A 17929-nucleotide genomic window follows, 5' to 3' on the forward strand; every position below is an offset into this window, starting at 1 on the left:
GCGGAAGCCCTCGTACTGGACGTACTTGGGCTTTCGCCCGGTGCGGCGAGAGTGCGTGCCAGACGTCGCGGGGCAGACGGGAATTTGACGACAGGGCCTAGTGCGGCCGGTCCCGACGTCGAAGCCGATTCAGATTCGGCTTCCGAGTCGATGCCGTGTGCACGGATCATCCCGGTATGCGTCCGCTGACCGGACCGTCGCCCACGGCCCCGTCGTTGCGTGCTCAGCGAACAGGCCTGTTCGTGCGGCCGGCCCCGATGCGATCATGGTCCTTTCTCGGAAGCCGAGTTGGGGGATCAGAGCATGGGCTATGTGCTGTCGTTGGACGCTGCGACCGCGACACTGGAAACGGCGGGCGGCAAGGGAGCGGCCCTCTCCGAGCTCGCGCGCGCAGGGCTGCCGGTACCGGGCGGTTTCCATGTGACGACCGCCGCGTACCAGGAGTTCGTCACCTCGACCGGCGTGGCCGATCGCATCCGTGCGGAGCTCACCGCCGCGTCCGGATCGGATGACGATCCGGACGCGGGCGCGGGCGCCCGCATCCGGGCGTTCTTCGAGGACGGGCCGTTGCCTTCCGACCTGGAGCAGGCCATCTCGAAGGCGTACGCGGAACTCGGCGACGGCGCGCGCACGGTCGCCGTACGGTCGTCGGCCACGGCGGAGGACCTGCCCGACCTGTCCTTCGCCGGCCAGCAGGACACGTACCTGAACATCACCGGCGAGAGCGCCCTGCTGGCAGCCGTCCGACGGTGCTGGGCATCCCTGTGGACCGACCGCGCCCTCGCGTACCGCGCCAGGGCGGGCATCGCGCACGAGGACGTCTCGCTCGCCGTGGTGGTGCAGGAGCTGGTGGCCGCGGATGCCGCCGGGGTGATGTTCACCGTCGACCCGCTCGGCGGGCGTGCAGACCGGCTCGTGGTCAACGCGGCCTGGGGACTGGGCGAAGCCGTCGTCAGCGGGCTGGTCACCCCGGACACCCTGATCGTCGACCGGGCGAACCTGGCCGTGGTGGAGGAACGCATCGCCGCGAAGGAGGTGATGACCGTACCGACCGCCGCCGGCACCACGGAGCAGCCGGTCCCCGCGGACCTGCGCGAAGCCCCGGTCCTCAGCTCCGCGGAGGCCGGTGAACTGGCCCGGCTCGGACTCGCGATCGAGGAGCTGTACGGGGAGCCGCGCGACGTCGAGTGGGCGCGCGAGGCGGGCTCCTTCCGCATCCTCCAGGCCCGCCCGATCACCACCGTCGCGGCGCCCCGGCCCGAGGTGTGGAACGACAGCACCGGCACCGACTCCCTGTGGACGAGCGCCAACCTGGGCGAGGCCGTCCCGGACGTGATGACGCCCGCGACCTGGTCGTTCGTCAAGGCGTTCATGGGCGACGTCATGGTCGGGGCCAGCCTGGAAGGACGCCCGATGTACGGGAACATCGGCGGCCGCTTCTACATGAACCTCAGCGTCACGGCCACCCTCGCGGCCGCGTTCGGGCAGGGCCGGAAGTTCGCCCGGGCCAACGAGCTGGTGTTCGGGCGCCTTCCGGACGGCATGGCCATTCCGTTGCTGCCCGCATCCAGGCTGCGGGTCTGGCGGGACACCATCGGCGAGGCGTTCGCGGTGATGAACCGCATTCGCGCGAACGGAAAGCAGCTGCCGGCGTTCCTGGAGGAGGCGCCCGCTCGCTGCGAGGAACTGCGGACCCGCGTCGCCGCCGCGGCGACCGCGGGGGACCTGTCGGCCCTGTGGGAGGCGGAGGTGGCGCCGTACTTCCGTCGCTGCTGCCACATGCTCCAGGCCGCCACCCGCCAAGGCGGCGACTCCCTCGTCAAGGTACGCGGCACCCTGGAGTCCCTGGTGGGCGAAGAGGACGCCGACCTGATGACCACCGGCCTCGGCGACGACGGCCAACTGGCCAGCATGGGACCGCTGCTCGGCCTGGAACGACTCGCCCGCGGCGAGACCGACCGCGACACCTACACCCGTACGTACGGCCACCGCGGCCCGCACGAGTTCGAGGTGTCGCTCCCGCGGCCCGCCGAGGACCCGCAGTGGATCGACCGGCAGCTCGCCGCACTCGGCACGGTCGAGGAGGACGCGGCACTACGGATCGCACGGCAGACCACCGCTCGCGCGGCGGCATGGGACCGCCTGGCCGCCGAACACCCCCGGCGGGTGACGGGGATACGCGCCGCGGTGGACACCTGGGCGGCCTCGGCACGCCTGCGGGAGGCCGCCCGTACCGAGGTCGCCCGGGTGTTCTGGCTGCTGCGCACCTTCGTCCTGCGTGCCGGTGAGGTCAGCGGGGCGGGGGAGGAGCTGTTCTTCCTGTCCCGCGAGGAGATCCTCGCCGTGCTCGGCGGCGACCGGGCCCCGCTCGCCGCGGTGCCGGCCCGCCGTGCCGCGTACGAGGGCTACCGCGCGCTCCCCACCTACCCGACCCTGATCCGGGGCGAGTTCGACCCGGCGACCTGGGCTGCCGACCCGAACCGGCGGGCCGACCTGTTCGACGCGAAGGACACGACACCGGCCGCGGACACGGTCGCGGGCTCGCCCGCGTCCGCCGGCGTGGTGGAGGGCATCGCCCGGGTCGTCGCCACCGTGGAGGAGGGCGAGGCCATCCGGCCGGGCGAGATCCTGGTGACCACGGTGACGAACATCGGATGGACGCCGCTGTTCACGCGGATCGCGGCGATCGTGACGGACGTCGGCGCGAACCTCTCGCACGCCTCGATCGTGGCGCGGGAGCTCGGCATTCCGGCGGTGGTCGGATGCGGCAACGCCACGACGCGGATCCGGACGGGGGACAGGATCCGGGTGGACGGCGGCCGCGGGACGGTGGACGTCCTGGAGCCGGCGGCCGCGGCCCCCGAACCCGCCTGACCCTTCGGCCGATGCCCTGACGAAACCCAGCGTACGAACGGATGAGCTGCCCGGTGCCCAAGCACGACCAGGCCATGCGCCGCCATTTCCACCAGGCCGCGGCGCGAAGCGGATTCTCAGTCGCCCCGGCACAGGAGGCCGCCGTCGAGCGATTGGCCCGCCTGGCGGCCGAACTCGCCAGGCCGGCCTGGACGTTCCCCAGGCCGCCCCGCGACCTGTACGTCTGGGGCCCGGTGGGCCGGGGGAAGAGCTGGCTCGTGGACACCTTCTACGAAGGGCTGCCGGCCGGGCGCAAACGCCGGCTGCACTTCCACGACTTCTTCCGGCGGCTGCACGACGGAGTGACCAGGCCGGGCGCCCGCCACGACGGGCAGAGCGCTGTCGACAGCGCTCTCGACGAGCTGATCGGGGACAGCCGGGTCCTGGTCTTCGACGAGTTCCACGCACACGACGCGGGTGACGCGATGCTGATCGCGCGCCTCTTCCGCACGCTGCTGGACCGCCGCATCACCCTGGTCACCACCTCCAACTACCCGCCCGCCGGACTGATGCCGGACCCGCTCTACCACCACTTGTTCGAGCCGACCATCAAGCTCATAGAGGAGCGGATGGACGTCCTTGACGTCACCGGTCCGGTGGACTTCCGCAGACTCGCGGCGCCTCGGACGGAGGCCGGCGGCCGCCGGTTCGCGACGGGCCTGTGCCTACCCCCGGGGGACACCGCTCTCGAGGCGCTGGGCCTCACCGTCCCGGCGCCCGCGGAGTCCACCACCGTCCAGGCCCACCTGCGGATGCTGCCGGCTCGCGCGGTGCGCGGCGAACTCGTGTGGTTCGGCTTCGACGAGCTGTGCGAGACCGCGACGGCGGTGCCCGACTACCTGGCCCTCGCCGAACGGTTCGCCACCCTGGTCCTGGACGGCGTACCCCCGCTGGCCGAGGCCTCCACGGATGGACGTCAGCGGTTCGCGAACCTCGTGGACGTCGCCTGTGACCGGGACGTCAGGCTGGTCCTCATCGGCTCCGACCCGCTGACCTCCCTCCCCGGCGGCCAAACCCCGACCCGCGACCTGGACCGCACGGCGAGCCGGCTCGCGATGCTCCGGCGTGCGAACTGAGCCCCGGCCGCCCGGGCACGCTCCGATCGGGGTCCGTCCTGATTGACCCTGGGCATTTGGGGGAAGAGCGCACAAATGACACAACCCATCGAAGACTACGCACTCATCGGCGACCTGATGACCAGCGCACTGGTCGGTCGCGACGGGTCCATCGACTGGCTGTGCCTGCCGCGCTTCGACTCCGCCGCCTGCTTCGCCAAACTCCTCGGCGACGAGGACAACGGCCACTGGCGCATCGCCCCCCTCGCCGCCGTCCAGGGCGAGCGGTGCACCCGCAGGGCCTACGTGGACGGCTCGCTGATCCTGGAGTCGTACTGGGAGACGGACACCGGCACCGTCAAGGTCATCGACTTCATGCCGCAGCGCGACGTCGCCCCCGATGTGATCCGCATCGTCGAGGGGATCTCCGGCCGGGTCAGGATGGGCAGCACCCTGCGCCTGCGGTTCGACTACGGCCACATCGTGCCCTGGGTCCGCCGCAGCGACGGCGACGGCGACCGCGTCGCCGTCGCAGGGCCGGACTCCGCCTGGTTCCGCAGCGAACCCCCGGTCCGCACCTGGGGCGAGGAGAACAGCACCCGCTCCCAGTTCCCCATCGCCGCCGGACAGCGCGTCGCCTTCGTGCTCACCTGGCATCCCTCGCACCAGCCGCGCCCCGAGCCCCTCGACCCGTTCGCCTCCCTGGAGCAGAGCCTCGCCGACTGGCGGGAGTGGACCTCCCAGTGCCGTTACGAGGGCCCCTACCGGGAAGCGGTCACCCGTTCCCTGATCACCCTCAAGGCCCTCACCTACGCCCCGACCGGCGGCATCGCCGCCGCGGCCACGACCTCCCTGCCCGAGGAGATCGGCGGGGTCCGCAACTGGGACTACCGCTTCTGCTGGCTGCGGGACTCCACCCTCACCCTCGACTCGCTCATCGCCACCGGTTTCCTCGACGAGGCCCGCGCCTGGCGCGCGTGGCTGCTGCGCGCGGTCGCGGGCGATCCCGCCGACCTCCAGATCATGTACGGACTCGGAGGCGAGCGCCGAATCCCCGAGAGCGAGCTGCCGTGGCTGCGGGGCTACGCCGACTCCGTGCCCGTCCGCGTCGGAAACGCGGCCGTCGAGCAGCTCCAGCTGGACGTCTACGGGGAGGTCATCGACTCCCTGCACCTGGCCAGGTCCTCCGGACTGCCCTCCGAGCACCACGCCTGGCGCATCCAGCTCGCACTCCTCGACTTCCTCGAACGCAACTGGCACCGACCCGACGAAGGGCTGTGGGAGGTGCGCGGACCGCGCCGCCACTTCGTGCACTCCAAGGTGATGGCCTGGGTCGCCGCCGACCGGGCCGTGAAGACCCTGGAGGGGGACCCCTCGCTCGACGGTGACGTGAAGCGCTGGCGTGCCATGCGCAAAGCGGTGCACCAGGACGTCTGCGAGCACGGATACGACGCCGAGCGCGGCACCTTCACCCAGTACTACGGTTCGAGCGAACTCGACGCGGCGACCCTGCTCATCCCCAGGGTCGGCTTCCTGCCGCCCGACGATCCGCGCGTCGTCGGCACGGTGGACGCCGTGCGCGCGGAGCTCGGCAGCAGCGGGCTGGTCCGCCGCTACAGCACCGAAGGCCCGAACGTCGACGGACTGCCCGGCGGCGAAGGGGCCTTTCTGGCCTGCTCGTTCTGGCTGGCCGACGCCCTGCACATGACGGGTCGGGAGAAGGAGGCCCGGGCCCTGTTCGAACGACTGCTGGCGGTACGCAACGACGTGGGCCTGCTCGCCGAGGAGTACGACCCCGTCGCCGGACGCCAACTGGGCAACTACCCACAGGCGTTCAGTCACGTCGGACTGGTGAACACCGCGCTCACGCTGGGCGGCGCCGGCTGAGCGACCGCTCGCCGTGCTCCACGCGCACGGAGGCCGCGCACCCTCCTTCGGGGAGGAGGACGCGCGGCCACGGTGGTCAGGCGGCCCGCACTAGTCGGCCGAGCCCTGACCGTCCTCCGGGATGCTGACCAGCCAGCGGGTTTCCTGACGCGGGCGCAGGTACAGCGCCCAGTACAGCGTGGCCACGGCGGTGATCCCGCCGGTCCACAGCAGGTACTGGGTCTCCTGCTGGGTCAGGATGTACGCGAACACGGCGATCAGCACGACCGGTACGGCCGGCCACAGCGGCATCCGCCAGGCGGCCGCCTGGCCGTGCGTCCCGCGCCGGCTGAACAGGGCGGCGATCGCGACGAGCAGGTACATGCCGGTCACGGAGACGCCGGTGACCCCGTACAGGGTGTCGAGGTTGACGAAGCACAGCGCCGCACCCGGGACACCGACGATCAGGGTGGCCACCCACGGGGAGCCGAAGCGGCCCAGCTTGGACAGTGCGTCGTTCACCGGCATAGGCCAGGCACGGTCACGGGCGGAGGCGAACAGCACGCGGGAGTTCTGGATGACCATGACGATGCCCGCGTTGACGATGGCGAGGGCCACGCAGAGGCTGACGAAGGTGCCGACGGCGGAGTTGGACCAGGCGGTCACCATCCCGCCGAGGTCACCGGCGACCAGCGCCTCCAGGTCCGGGGCGCCCATGGTGATGGCGATGACCGGGACCAGGATGACGGCGGTGGAGATGGCGAGCGTGAGGAGCACGGTGCGCGCCACGTTGCGCTTCGGGTTCTCCAGCTCCTCCGAGAGGTAGACGGCCGTCGAGAACCCCTGGGTGACGAACAGGGCGATGGCGAGCCCGGAGACGACCATCATCGCGGTGACCGTGGAGGTGCCGCCGCCCTCGGCCACGACCGTGCCGTGCACGAGCGCGTCGGCGCCGCGCTCGCTGTGCGCGAAGCCCAGCACGGCGACGAGCGCCGCGGCGATCACTTCGAGCACCAGGAAGACACCGGTGATCCAGGCGTTGGCCCGCAGGTCGAGGAGTCCGGCGAGGGTGGCCAGCAGCATCACGGCGCCACCGGCGACCGGCGCCGGGATGTCGACGACCGGGGCGAGGTAGTCGGCCGTGCCCATGGCGATCACGGGCGGCACGATCATCACGACCAGCAGGGACAGCACGAACACCAGCCATCCGGCGAGCCGGCCGGCCAGGGTGGAGACCATCGCGTACTCGCCGCCGGCGCTGGGGATGAGCGTCCCGAGCTCGGAGTAGCAGAACGCGACGCCGATGCAGAGCAGCGAGCCGATCGCGATGGTCAGGGCCGTCCAGGTGCCGAGACCGGCGAACAGGTCGGGCACGACGACGAAGAGGGTCGAGGCGGGCGTCACGCACGAGAGCGTCAGCAGGGTGCCGCCGACGACGCCGATGGAACGCTTGAGCTTCTGGGGGGCGGGCCCGGTGGCGGGGGAGGGGGCCTGTGGTGCGCTGATCGTGTCAGTCATCTGTGCGGTGTTCCGATCGGCAGATGCGGGGAAATGAGCGCGGGAGCGGTATCGCCTCCGAGGCGGTGGTGAGCAAGTGGTTCCGTGGCTCCCGGGCCGACATGCAATCCCCACGAGATCCGCAGGTCAAGAGTTGTTCGCCTGCGGATTCCATCGTCTCGGGGCCCGCCGGGCACCGACTCCGGCGTAAAGATGGTGTTAAGACTGCCTGAGCGGCAGGTACGAGAACCGCAGCTCACCCGCCGAAGAATTTCCCTCCGCTTTGCCGGACGCCGTCCCGGATGCCGGCCACCCCGCCTGATCGGGGGTGTCCGGCACCATCCGGGGCCCGGAGTCCGCCGACGTGCCGTCGGCGTGCTCGTGCCGATGCCGCCGTCCGGGGTGCCGCCCGCGACGGCGAGCGGGGCCGGGTCGACCGAACCACGGCAGGGCGCCCGACAGGCCGGCCCCGCTGGTCGCGGACGCGCTGCTCGCCGGCGACGCGTACGCCCGTGCCACAGCGGGCAAGGCCGCCCGACTGCTACGGGTCCCCGCCCGTGCGGGACGCCAGCAACAGGGCGATGTCGTCCGGCCGGTCGGTGGACCCGCCCGCCTCCGCGATCAGCCGGTCGGCGGTCTCGGTCAACGGGGCCGGCCGGGCCGAGGCCAGCGCCGCGCGCAGCCGCTCCACGCCGACGTCGATGTCGGTGCCGGGCTTCTCCACCAGGCCGTCCGTGTACAGGGCGAACACCGAGCCCGGCGGGAGGCGCAGTTCGGTGACCGGGTACGTGGCCTCCGGGTCGATGCCGAGCACCACCCCGCCCGCCAGGTCGAGCACCTCGGTCCGGCCGTCGGCGTGGCGCAGCAACGGCTGGGGGTGCCCGGCCCGCACGGCCCGCGCGTCGCCCGACACCGGGTCGAACAACACGTAGCAGCAGCTGGCGAACTGGCCCGGGTCCAGGTCGATGAGCAGCCGGTTGGTGCCGCTCATCACCTCCTGAGGGGTGCTGCCGCTGAGCGCGAAGGCCCTTACTGCGCTGCGCAGTTGACCCATGGTCGCCGCGGCGGCCACACCGTGGCCCTGGACGTCCCCGATGATCAGCGCCAGCAGCCCGTCGTCGGTCTCGATGACGTCGTACCAGTCGCCGCCGACGTCCATGCCGACCGTGCCCGGGAGGTAGCGGGCCACCGTGTCCACGTGCTCGCGCACCGGCAGCCGGTGCGGCAGCAGGGCCGATTGGAGTCCCCGGGCGCGCGCCGCCTCGTTGTCGTACCGCTTCGCCCGCTCCAGGGCCTGCGCGATCAGCCCGGCCAGCGCGGTCAGCACCGTACGCTCCTCCGGGCTGAAGCCGCGCGGAGCGTCGAAGCCGAGGATGCAGGAGCCCACGGGCCTGCCGGAGGCGATCAGGGGCAGGAAGGCGCGGGCGCCGACGTGCGCGTCCAGCGAGATCCCCGGGTAGGCGGCGGCCAGCTTCTCCATCGACTCGAAGAACAGCGGCCGACCCGAGGTCAGGGTCTGCACGCCGGGCAGCTCCGTGTCGAGCGAGACACCGTCGAACTTGTCGAGGAAGCCCCGCGGGAACCCCGTCTCCCAGGCGAGGTACAGGTGCCGCTCGTCGAGCATGTAGATCGCCAGCTGGCGGCCGCCGAAGGCCGGCAGCAGCTCCTCGGTGACCACCGCAGACACCTGGCGGGCCGTCACCGCCTCCGTCAGCGCGATCGCGAGGGCCACCGGCCGGTACAGGGCCGAGGCCCGGTCGGCCACCGAGCCGAGTCCCGTACCCGGCTGGGCGACGGACTCCGGAGCGTATTCGGGCTGCTCGGCGGAGCCGATCAGCACGGTCAGCCCGTCGGAACCGGGATACAGGTCCACCGACAGCCACTCACGGGGCCGGTGCCGGCCGCGCCGGACCGGGAAGTGCGCCGCCACGCCGGAGAGGAAGACGGCCCGGAAGTGGTCCTCGTGGGCGCGGTTGCCGAGCCAGGGCGCCGCCTCCCACAGCACCTGCCCCAGCAGCCGGGCCTCGCCGATACCGAGCAGCGTCGCGGCGGCCGCGTTCGCGAAGCGGATCCTGCCCTGCCGGTCCACGGAGAGCACCGCCTGCGCGAGCCGATCCACGGCGGCCCGGACACCTCCGGCCGGTTCCGGCGGCGGCACGTATACCGGGTCCCCCTCCCAGAGCACCGGCGCCCCGGCCGCCGTCAGGGCCGCGAGCTCCCGGGCCAGGGCGGCCGCGGCCTCGCGCATCCGCTCCCGGTCGGCAGTCCCGACCGGGACCCCGGGGGTGGCCGGGCGCAGCACCATCAGCACCCCGAACCGCTCCGACCCGGCGGTGACCGGCTCGAACAGCGAGCCGAAGGGGAAGGGCAGCCCGGCCATCAGCTGCGGGAAGCGCCGCATGGCCGCCTCGGCGTCCGGCAGGTGCACGGCCTGCCCGGAGCGGTACGCCTCCGCCACCGGGTAGGGGCGGTTCACCTGCATTCGCCACCAGGCCTTGAACAGCGGTCCCGGCAGTCCGAGGAGTGTCGCCAGCAACAGTTCCTCGGTGCGCGAGCGTAGGTAGACCCCGCCTGCGTACCCGCCGACGGCCTCCACGGCACTCGCCGTGGCACGCGTGAGCGCCTGGGCCGTGGCGTCGGGGGCCGGTCCGGAGCTGTCCCCTCTCGCCGTCACACCGTCAGGATGCGCCCTCGGCCGCCGCCGCCGCACCCCGGCGGGCGTCCCGCCGCCCACCCCCGGAGCCCCGGTATCCGGCCACCACCAGCGCGGAGACCACCAGCAGCACCACGGCCACGGTGCGCAGTGCCGACCCCATCGCGTCGGTGAAGGCGCCGATCCGCGCCGGATCCGTCGGGTCGCCGTGGAAACGGGACGCCAGCACGGTGCCGACCACCGCCACCCCGAGGGCCGCGCCGATCTCGCGGGCCGCCGTGTTCAGGCCGGATCCGAGCCCGGCCTGGTGCGCGGGCAGCTCCGCCACCACCGTCAGGGTCAGGGAGGGCGCGCACAGCCCGGTGCCGACCGACAGCACCAGCAGGTAGAGCGCGTACAGGGCGTACGGGGTGCCCGCGTCGGCGGTGGAGACCAGCAGCAGCCCCGCCCCGATCAGCCCGAGCCCTGCGCCGACCGGCAGCCGCGGCCCGGTGCGCTCCCCCAGCCGGGCGCCGAACCTGGGCACCAGGGCCATGCCGACGGTCAGCGGAACGATCGCGAATCCGGCCTGCACCGGGGAGAAGCCCTTCGCGTACTGGAGGTACTGGGCGTTGACGAAGAAGAGGGAGAAGAGCCCGAAGAAGGCGGCGCCGATCCCGAGCGTCCCGGCGCGCAGCCCGCGCGAGGCGAAGATCCGCGGGTCCAGCAGGGGTCGGGCCGCGCGCAGCGCATGGCCGGTGAAGGCGGCCAGGAGTGCGGCGCCGGCGCCGAAGGCGGCAAGCACCCGCAGGGAGCCCCAGCCGTACGCGGGCCCCTCGATGATCCCGTAGACCACCGCGAGCAGGGCCCCGGCGAGCAGAGCCGCACCGAAGGGGTCGACGGCCGCGTCGGGCCGGGACGGCGTACGGGGCACCGTACGGGCGACCGCGATCGCGAGGAGCGCACCGAGCGGGACGACCGCCCAGAACAGGGCCCGCCAGGTCAGGAACTCCCCGGCCAGGCCGCCCCCGACATTGCCCGCCAGGCCGCCGAGGCCCGCGGCCAGGGTCCACGTGGCGAGGGCCTGGCCGCGCGCCTCGGGCGGGCTCAGGTGCACCAGCACGGACATCGTTGCCGGCATGATCAGCGCCGCCCCGGCCCCGCACAGCCCGCGCCCGGCGATCAGCACGGCCGGGTCCGGGGCGAGCGCGCTGACCGCCCCGCCCGCGGCGAACAGCGCGAGTCCGGCCAGCAGGGCGCCCTTGCGGCCGTACCGGTCGCCGAGCGCTCCGGCCGGGATCAGCAGCGCGGCGAAGACGATCACGTACGCGTCGACGGCCCACAGCAGCTCGCCGGGGTCCGGCCGCAGGGTGGAGGCGGCGAGCTGGGGGATCAACAGGTTGACGGCGGCGACCATGGCCTGGGCGACCAGCACGCAGGCACACAGAACGAACAGGGCGGGCCGGGTCAGGGCGGGCCGGTCCGGGGCGTCGTGCGGGTGCGGGTCGGGCCCGCTGGGGGCGGTCCGGTTCGGGGCAGGGCGGAGCACGGCTCCTCCTAGGAGTCGGCGGCGGGAAAGCGATGAGGGGGATGGGCGGATGGGGGAGGCGAGGCCATCTCCCGTCCCTCACCGTAGAGTTGGAGTGACCTGCGTTCCAGTGCAAGTTGTGCAAGGGATGAATGCGTGTGACGCAATCCGGATCGGGCCCCGGCTCCGGCCTCGGACTCGACCTCAATCTCCTCGTCGCCCTCGACGTCCTCTTGGAGGAGTCGAGCGTGTCCCGGGCCGCCGCCCGCCTCCACCTGTCCGAGCCCGCCATGAGCCGCACCCTCGGCCGCATCCGCAAGGCCCTCGGCGACCCCGTCCTGGTCCGGGCCGGCCGGACCATGGTGCCCACCCCGCACGCGCTGGCCGTCCAGGGCGAGGTCCGCGCCGTCGTGGAACGGGCCCGCGCCCTCTTCCTCACCGGCGGCCAGGTCGACCTGCCCACCCTCACCCGGACCTTCACCGTGCTGGCCAACGAAGCCTTCACCGCCGTCTACGGAGCCACCCTCTTCACCCGGATGACCGACGAGGCGCCCGGGGTGCGGCTGCGCTTCCTCGCGGAGAGCCACGTGGACGTCCCGGCCCTGCGCGAGGGCGTGGCCGACCTGGAACTCGGCGTCGTCGACACCCGGACCCCCGAAGTGCGCGTCGAGCACCTCGCCGACGAGCGGATGCTGGCCGTCGTACGCCCCGGTCATCCGCTGCTCCGCGGCCGCGTCACCGCGCGCCGCTTCGCCGCCGCCGACCACCTGATCGCCTCCAGGCGCGGCCGCCTGGAAGGCCCGGTCGACACCGCCCTCGCCGAGCAGGGGTTGTCCCGGCGGGTGGTGGGCGCGGTGGGCACCTTCCCCACCTCCCTCTTCGTCCTGCGCGAGAGCGACCTCGTCGGCCTGCTCAGCACCCAGGCCGTGCCGCTCGCCACCGCGCTCGGACTGGAGGTCTTCGAGATCCCCCTCGACCTGCCGACGCTGCCCTTCGGCATGGCCTGGCACCCGCGCCACGACGCCGATCCGGGGCACGCCTGGCTGCGCACCTGCGCGCGCGAACTGCTGCCGAGGGGCTGAAAGCCCCGGGCGACAGCGACCACACCCCCTGGCAATAGGCCGACCGCTTCCCTCGTCCGGGGGACGCACAGCCGTACGGACCGCCTCCGGCCACGCCACGGGGCACGATACGCACGCGTCCCCACCCCCGGCGGGCCACCGGAAGGCAGAGCATGCGGTACCAGTACGACATCATCGGCGAACGCTACGCGGAGTCCAGGAGCATGGCCGCCTTCTCCGCGGCGGACACCCACACCCTCCTCGGCGCCCTCGACGAGCTCGGCGGGGTCCGCGGGCTCGACACCCTCGACCTGGCCTGCGGACACGGCGACAACACCCGGCTGCTGGCCGGCGGCGGGGCCCGCCGGACCGTCGGCGTGGACAGCTCGCCGGAGCTGATCAGGCTCGCCCGCGAGCACGGCACGGGCCCGGAGCGGGCGGACATCGAGTACCTCGTCGCCGACGCCGCCGGCCTGCCCGACCTCGGCCCCTTCGACCTCGCCACCGCCGTCTACCTGTTCAACCAGGCACCCGACCGCGGCTCCTTGCACGCGATGTTCCGCTCCGTCCGCGCCAACCTGCGCCCCGGCGCCAAGCTCCTCGCCATCGTGCCCAACGCCGGGGCGTTCCCGCACGTTGACTGGTCGCCGTACGGGGTCCGCATCCTCGACCGGCTCCGGGAGGGCGACGCACCGCTGCTCAAAGCACACTTCGTCACCGAGCCCCCGGCACCCCCGGTGCACTTCGAGTACCGCGAATGGGCCCACGCCGACCTCGCCGAAGCAGCCGTCGAGGCGGGCTTCACCACCGTCGGCTGGCAGCCGACCCGGACCCCGCCGGCCGACCCCGTACGCGACGAGGCCTACTGGACGGCCTACCGGGCCTGGCCGGTCAGCTCCCTGATGACCTGCACGGCGTAACGGTCACAGCTCCTCCGTGGCCCGGATCAGCTCCACGATCCGCTCCCGTGCCGCCCGCCCCTCCGGCAGCGGCATCAGCGGATACCCGTGCGGCAGCCCCGCCTCCTCGTGGAACTCCACGTCCACCCCGGCCGCCAGGGCCCGGCTCAGCAGCTCCCTGCTGTCCGTGACCAGCACGTCCCGGGTCCCGGCGAACACCGTCAACGGCGCCAGCCCCGCGAAGGACCCGTGCAGCGGGCTCACCAGAGGATCGTCCGCGGCGAGCATGCCGGCGTACAGCCGGCCTGCCTCGCGCAGCCCCGGCCGGGCCAGCATGGGGTCGGCCGCCTCGATCAGCGCCTGGTCGGGATGGCTCATGGTCACGTCCAGCCAGGGCGAGATCAGCACGATCCGGGAGGGCTGCGCCCCGGTCCGGTCGCGCAGCCGCTGCGCGGCGGCCAATGCCAGCCCGGCACCCGCGGAGTCCCCGAGGAGCACCGTGCCGCCCGCGCCGCCGCTCTCGATCAGGCCGCTGAGCAGGTCGGCGGCGACCGGGACCGTGCGGTCGGCGGTTCCGCGCGGGGCCAGGATGTACGCCGGGACGACCACCCGGGCCCGCGCCCGCGTGACCAGGTGCCGGATCAACGCCCAATGCGGGCGGACCAGTTCGTTGATGTACCCGCCACCGTGCACGTACAGCACCCGCGCCGCCGGCTCGGTCCCGAGGGGGGACACGTCGTACACCGGCCAGGCCCCGACGAAGGTCCGGGATATCTCGGCGACCCGGCCCAGCGAGCGCGGCGGCAGATGCGACGCGGGCCGCCGGGCGGACTGCGCCACCTGGCTCCGCACCGCCTCGGCGCTCGCGAACCGTCTTCGCCGACCCGCCGCGATCAGCGCCGCCGACAGCGCCCTGCTGCGCAGACTCGGCACGCCCCTCACCTCCCCTTTTCCCCGAACCGTGCATCCGGCCCGGGACCCTGCCCCGTCACCTGAGGAGCATAGGCGTGAAGCTGCGCTGTCGACCCGCTTAAGAAAGTCTCGATGGACTGATCACCGTGCCGATCGGCAGATTGGTGCCGTCACCGACGCCGTCCGGGCCCGCACGCCCGCGGCGCCCCCTTCCGCATGCCTGGAGCCACCCCCATGAAGGCACTCGTCAAGCACAAGGCCGAGCCCGGGCTGTGGCTCATGGACGTTCCCGAGCCCGAATACGGCCCCGGCGACGTGCTGATCAAGGTGCTGCGCACCGGCATCTGCGGAACCGACCTGCACATCCGTGCCTGGGACGGCTGGGCGCAGGGCGCGGTCAAGACTCCGCTCGTGCTCGGCCACGAGTTCGTCGGCGAGGTCGCCGCGCTCGGCGCCGACGTCCGCGACATCGAGATCGGCGCGCTCGTCAGCGGCGAGGGCCACCTGGTCTGCGGCAAGTGCCGCAACTGCCTGGCCGGCCGCCGTCACCTGTGCCGCAGCACCATCGGGCTCGGGGTCGGCCGTGACGGTGCCTTCGCCGAGTACGTGGTCCTGCCCGCGCAGAACGTGTGGGTGCACCGCACCGCGGTGGACCTGGACGTGGCGGCGATCTTCGACCCCTTCGGCAACGCCGTGCACACGGCGCTCTCCTTCCCGCTCGTCGGCGAGGACGTGCTGATCACCGGCGCCGGCCCGATCGGGATCATGGCGGCGGCCGTGGCCCGGCACGCCGGTGCGCGCAACGTGGTCATCACCGACGTCAGCCCCGAGCGCCTGGAGATCGCCCGCAAGGCGGGCGCCACGCTCGCGGTGAACGTCGCCGAGCGGTCCATCGCCGACGCGCAGGCGCAGCTGGGCCTGCGCGAAGGCTTCGACATCGGCCTGGAGATGTCCGGCCGCGCCGAGGCGATGCGCGACATGATCGACAACATGACGCACGGCGGCCGGATCGCCATGCTGGGCCTGCCCGCCCAGGAGTTCCCGGTGGACTGGGCGAAGGTCGTCACCTCGATGATCACCATCAAGGGCATCTACGGCCGCGAGATGTTCGAGACCTGGTACGCGATGACGGTGCTGCTGGAGGGCGGTCTCGACCTCAGCCCGGTCGTCACCGGCCGCTACTCGCACCGCGACTTCGAGGCCGCGTTCGACGAGGCGTCCACCGCCCGCAGCGGCAAGATCATCCTGGACTGGACGGCGTAACCGGGCGAGGCGGCCCCGCGCCCGCCGCGTCGCACCCACCGCCCCACCAGTCCCTCCGAACCACCTCCCTCCGGCCGGGCCCCGCAAACCCTCCCCCCTCCGCGGGGCCCGGCCCCCTCCTCCCCTCGCCGCCCTCCGCCGCATAGGAGCCCGCATGTTCGAGACCGTCCGCGACGACCTCCGCACCACCCTCGACGAGATCCGCGCCGCCGGGCTGCACAAGCCCGAGCGCGTCATCGGCACCCCGCAGAACGCCGCCGTCGCCGTCACCGCGGGCGGCCAGGCCGGCGAGGTGCTCAACTTCTGCGCCAACAACTACCTCGGCCTGGCCGACCACCCCGAGGTCGTCGCCGCGGCGAAGGACGCGCTGGACCGCTGGGGCTACGGAATGGCCTCCGTCCGCTTCATCTGCGGCACGCAGGAGGTGCACAAGGAGCTGGAGGCGCGACTGTCCTCGTTCCTCGGTCAGGAGGACACGATCCTCTACTCCTCCTGCTTCGACGCCAACGGCGGCGTCTTCGAGACCCTGCTCGGCGCCGAGGACGCGGTCATCTCCGACGCCCTCAACCACGCCTCGATCATCGACGGCATCCGCCTCTCCAAGGCCCGCCGCTTCCGCTACGCCAACCGCGACATGGCCGAGCTCGAAGCCCGCCTGAAGGAAGCCACCGAGGGCGGCGCCCGCCGCAAGCTCATCGTCACCGACGGCGTCTTCTCCATGGACGGCTACGTCGCCCCGCTCGCCGAGATCTGCGACCTGGCCGAGCGCCACGACGCCATGGTCATGGTCGACGACTCGCACGCCGTCGGCTTCGTCGGCCCCGGCGGCCGCGGCACCCCCGAGCTGCACGGCGTCATGGACCGCGTCGACATCATCACCGGCACCCTCGGCAAGGCCCTCGGCGGCGCCTCCGGCGGCTACGTCGCGGCCCGCGCCGAGATCGTGGAGCTGCTGCGCCAGCGCTCGCGCCCGTACCTCTTCTCCAACTCCCTCGCCCCGGTCATCGCGGCGGCCTCGCTCAAGGTCCTGGACCTCCTGGAGTCGGCGGGCGACCTGCGCGAGCAGCTGGCCGCCAACACCGCCCTCTTCCGCTCGAAGATGACCGAGGCCGGCTTCGAGATCCTGCCCGGCGACCACGCCATCGCCCCCGTGATGATCGGCGACGCGGCGAAGGCGGCCAGGATGGCGGAGCTGCTGCTGGAGCGCGGCGTGTACGTGATCGGCTTCTCGTACCCGGTGGTGCCCATGGGGGCGGCCCGCATCCGCGTCCAGCTCTCGGCGGCCCACTCGACGGCCGACGTGGAGCGCGCGGTGGCCGCGTTCGTGGAGGCCCGGGCGGCGCTGGAGGGCTGAGATACTGGTGGGGTGATCGACCCCCGCCGGCTGCGCATCCTGCGGGCCGTGGCGGATCACCGTACGGTGACCGCCGCGGCCGCAGCCCTGTACCTCACCCCCTCCGCCGTCTCCCAGCAGCTCGCGGCGCTGGAACAGGAGACGGGCCACGCGCTGCTCACCCGCAGCGGCCGGGGCGTACGGCTCACGGCGGCCGGCGAGATCCTGCTCGCCCACGCCCACGAGGTACTGGCGCAGCTGGAGCGGGCCGAAGCCGAACTCGCCGCTTACGCGGGCGGCTCCGCGGGCGAGGTCACGGTGGCCGCCTTCGCGACGGGCATCGCGGAGGTGCTCGCCCCCGCCATCGCCCGCCTCGCGCTGGAGCACCCGGGAATCCGGCTCCGGGTGCGGGACGCGGAGGGCGACCAGAGCCTGCCGTTGCTGCTGGACGGCGAGGCCGACGTGGCGCTGGCCGTCGAGTACCGGGGCGCGCCGGGCGCGGACGACGGGCGGCTGTCGGTGCTCCCGCTGTACGCGGAGCCCTTCGACGCGGTGCTCCCCTCGGGGCACCCGCTCGCCGATCTCCCGGCCGTGTCCCTGGCGGACCTGTCCGACTCGGACTGGGTGGGCCAGTACCCGGGCAATCCGTGCCACGACGTGACGCTATTGGCGTGCGAACTGGCGGGCTTCCAGCCCCGGTTCGTGCACTCCTCCGACGACTTCCGCGCGGTGACCGCGCTGGTGGGCGCCGGGGCGGGGGTCGCCCTGGTCCCGCGGTCGGCCCTGCGCGGCATGGACCTCAAGGAGGTCCAGGTCCGCCCGGTGGCTCCGGCCGGGGGCCCCGCCGCCACCCGCCGCGTGTTCGCGGCCACCCGCCGAGGGGCGGAATCCCACCCTCTGATCGCGCCGGTCCTGGCGGCCCTGGTGAGGGAGTCGGAGCGGCTGCCGGAGCACTGAGGAGGCGTCCGCG

The 17929-nt window shown here is 73.1% G+C and carries 12 protein-coding genes; 8 read left to right on the forward strand and 4 right to left on the reverse strand.

What is annotated here, in order from left to right; genetic code table 11:
* The first annotated feature begins 303 nt into the window (after window positions 1–303).
* The 3 genes from ACFV9H_RS25955 to ACFV9H_RS25965 all read left to right on the forward strand — a co-directional run bounded on the left by ACFV9H_RS25955 (window position 304) and on the right by ACFV9H_RS25965 (window position 5855).
* A complete protein-coding gene (locus ACFV9H_RS25955) occupies window positions 304–2874 on the forward strand; it encodes a PEP/pyruvate-binding domain-containing protein (RefSeq protein WP_385402446.1) in 2571 nt (856 codons plus the stop codon).
* Window positions 2875–2927: 53 nt separating this feature from the next.
* Window positions 2928–3989, forward strand: a complete 1062-nt coding sequence (zapE, locus tag ACFV9H_RS25960) for a cell division protein ZapE (RefSeq protein ID WP_385402449.1) — start codon at window positions 2928–2930, stop codon at window positions 3987–3989.
* A 75-nt stretch (window positions 3990–4064) separates the two neighbouring features.
* Entirely contained in the window at window positions 4065–5855 is a 1791-nt protein-coding gene (locus tag ACFV9H_RS25965; RefSeq protein ID WP_385402451.1) for a glycoside hydrolase family 15 protein, read from the forward strand.
* A 90-nt stretch (window positions 5856–5945) separates the two neighbouring features.
* Here ACFV9H_RS25965 and ACFV9H_RS25970 read toward each other — a convergent pair whose 3' ends face one another.
* The 3 genes from ACFV9H_RS25970 to ACFV9H_RS25980 all read right to left on the reverse strand — a co-directional run bounded on the left by ACFV9H_RS25970 (window position 5946) and on the right by ACFV9H_RS25980 (window position 11434).
* Window positions 5946–7352 (reverse strand): APC family permease, encoded by a 1407-nt coding sequence (locus tag ACFV9H_RS25970; RefSeq protein ID WP_385402453.1) that lies wholly within the window; start codon window positions 7350–7352, stop codon window positions 5946–5948.
* Window positions 7353–7872: 520 nt separating this feature from the next.
* A complete protein-coding gene (locus ACFV9H_RS25975) occupies window positions 7873–10005 on the reverse strand; it encodes a SpoIIE family protein phosphatase (protein WP_385402456.1) in 2133 nt (710 codons plus the stop codon).
* Between the two features lie 4 nt (window positions 10006–10009).
* Complete coding sequence (locus ACFV9H_RS25980; RefSeq protein ID WP_385402569.1) at window positions 10010–11434, reverse strand: MFS transporter; 1425 nt, start codon at window positions 11432–11434, stop codon at window positions 10010–10012.
* 209 nt (window positions 11435–11643) lie between these two features.
* Between ACFV9H_RS25980 and ACFV9H_RS25985 the strand changes: the two genes are divergently transcribed.
* Both ACFV9H_RS25985 and ACFV9H_RS25990 read left to right on the forward strand, forming a co-directional pair.
* Window positions 11644–12573 (forward strand): LysR family transcriptional regulator, encoded by a 930-nt coding sequence (locus ACFV9H_RS25985; protein WP_385402457.1) that lies wholly within the window; start codon window positions 11644–11646, stop codon window positions 12571–12573.
* A gap of 152 nt (window positions 12574–12725) precedes the next feature.
* Window positions 12726–13472 carry a class I SAM-dependent methyltransferase gene (locus ACFV9H_RS25990; RefSeq protein ID WP_385402460.1) on the forward strand — a complete coding sequence of 249 codons (747 nt, stop codon included), beginning with the start codon at window positions 12726–12728 and terminating at the stop codon, window positions 13470–13472.
* A 3-nt stretch (window positions 13473–13475) separates the two neighbouring features.
* Here the strand turns inward: ACFV9H_RS25990 and ACFV9H_RS25995 are convergent, their stop codons facing one another.
* Complete coding sequence (locus ACFV9H_RS25995) at window positions 13476–14384, reverse strand: alpha/beta hydrolase fold domain-containing protein (RefSeq protein WP_385402462.1); 909 nt, start codon at window positions 14382–14384, stop codon at window positions 13476–13478.
* Window positions 14385–14597: 213 nt separating this feature from the next.
* Between ACFV9H_RS25995 and tdh the strand changes: the two genes are divergently transcribed.
* The 3 genes from tdh (at window position 14598) to ACFV9H_RS26010 (ending at window position 17916) form a co-directional block, all read left to right on the forward strand.
* On the forward strand, window positions 14598–15626 hold the full coding sequence (gene tdh, locus ACFV9H_RS26000; RefSeq protein WP_385402465.1) for an L-threonine 3-dehydrogenase: 1029 nt from the start codon (window positions 14598–14600) through the stop codon (window positions 15624–15626).
* Between the two features lie 154 nt (window positions 15627–15780).
* Window positions 15781–16980, forward strand: coding sequence for a glycine C-acetyltransferase (locus tag ACFV9H_RS26005; RefSeq protein WP_385402468.1), 1200 nt, complete (start codon window positions 15781–15783; stop codon window positions 16978–16980).
* Window positions 16981–16992: 12 nt separating this feature from the next.
* The gene (locus tag ACFV9H_RS26010; RefSeq protein WP_385402470.1) at window positions 16993–17916 is read left to right on the forward strand and encodes a LysR substrate-binding domain-containing protein; all 924 of its coding nucleotides are present in this window, start codon (window positions 16993–16995) and stop codon (window positions 17914–17916) included.
* Window positions 17917–17929 lie beyond the last annotated feature (13 nt).

Source organism: Streptomyces sp. NPDC059874, from assembly GCF_042731135.1.
In the GTDB taxonomy this organism is placed as follows: Bacteria; Actinomycetota; Actinomycetes; order Streptomycetales; family Streptomycetaceae; genus Streptomyces.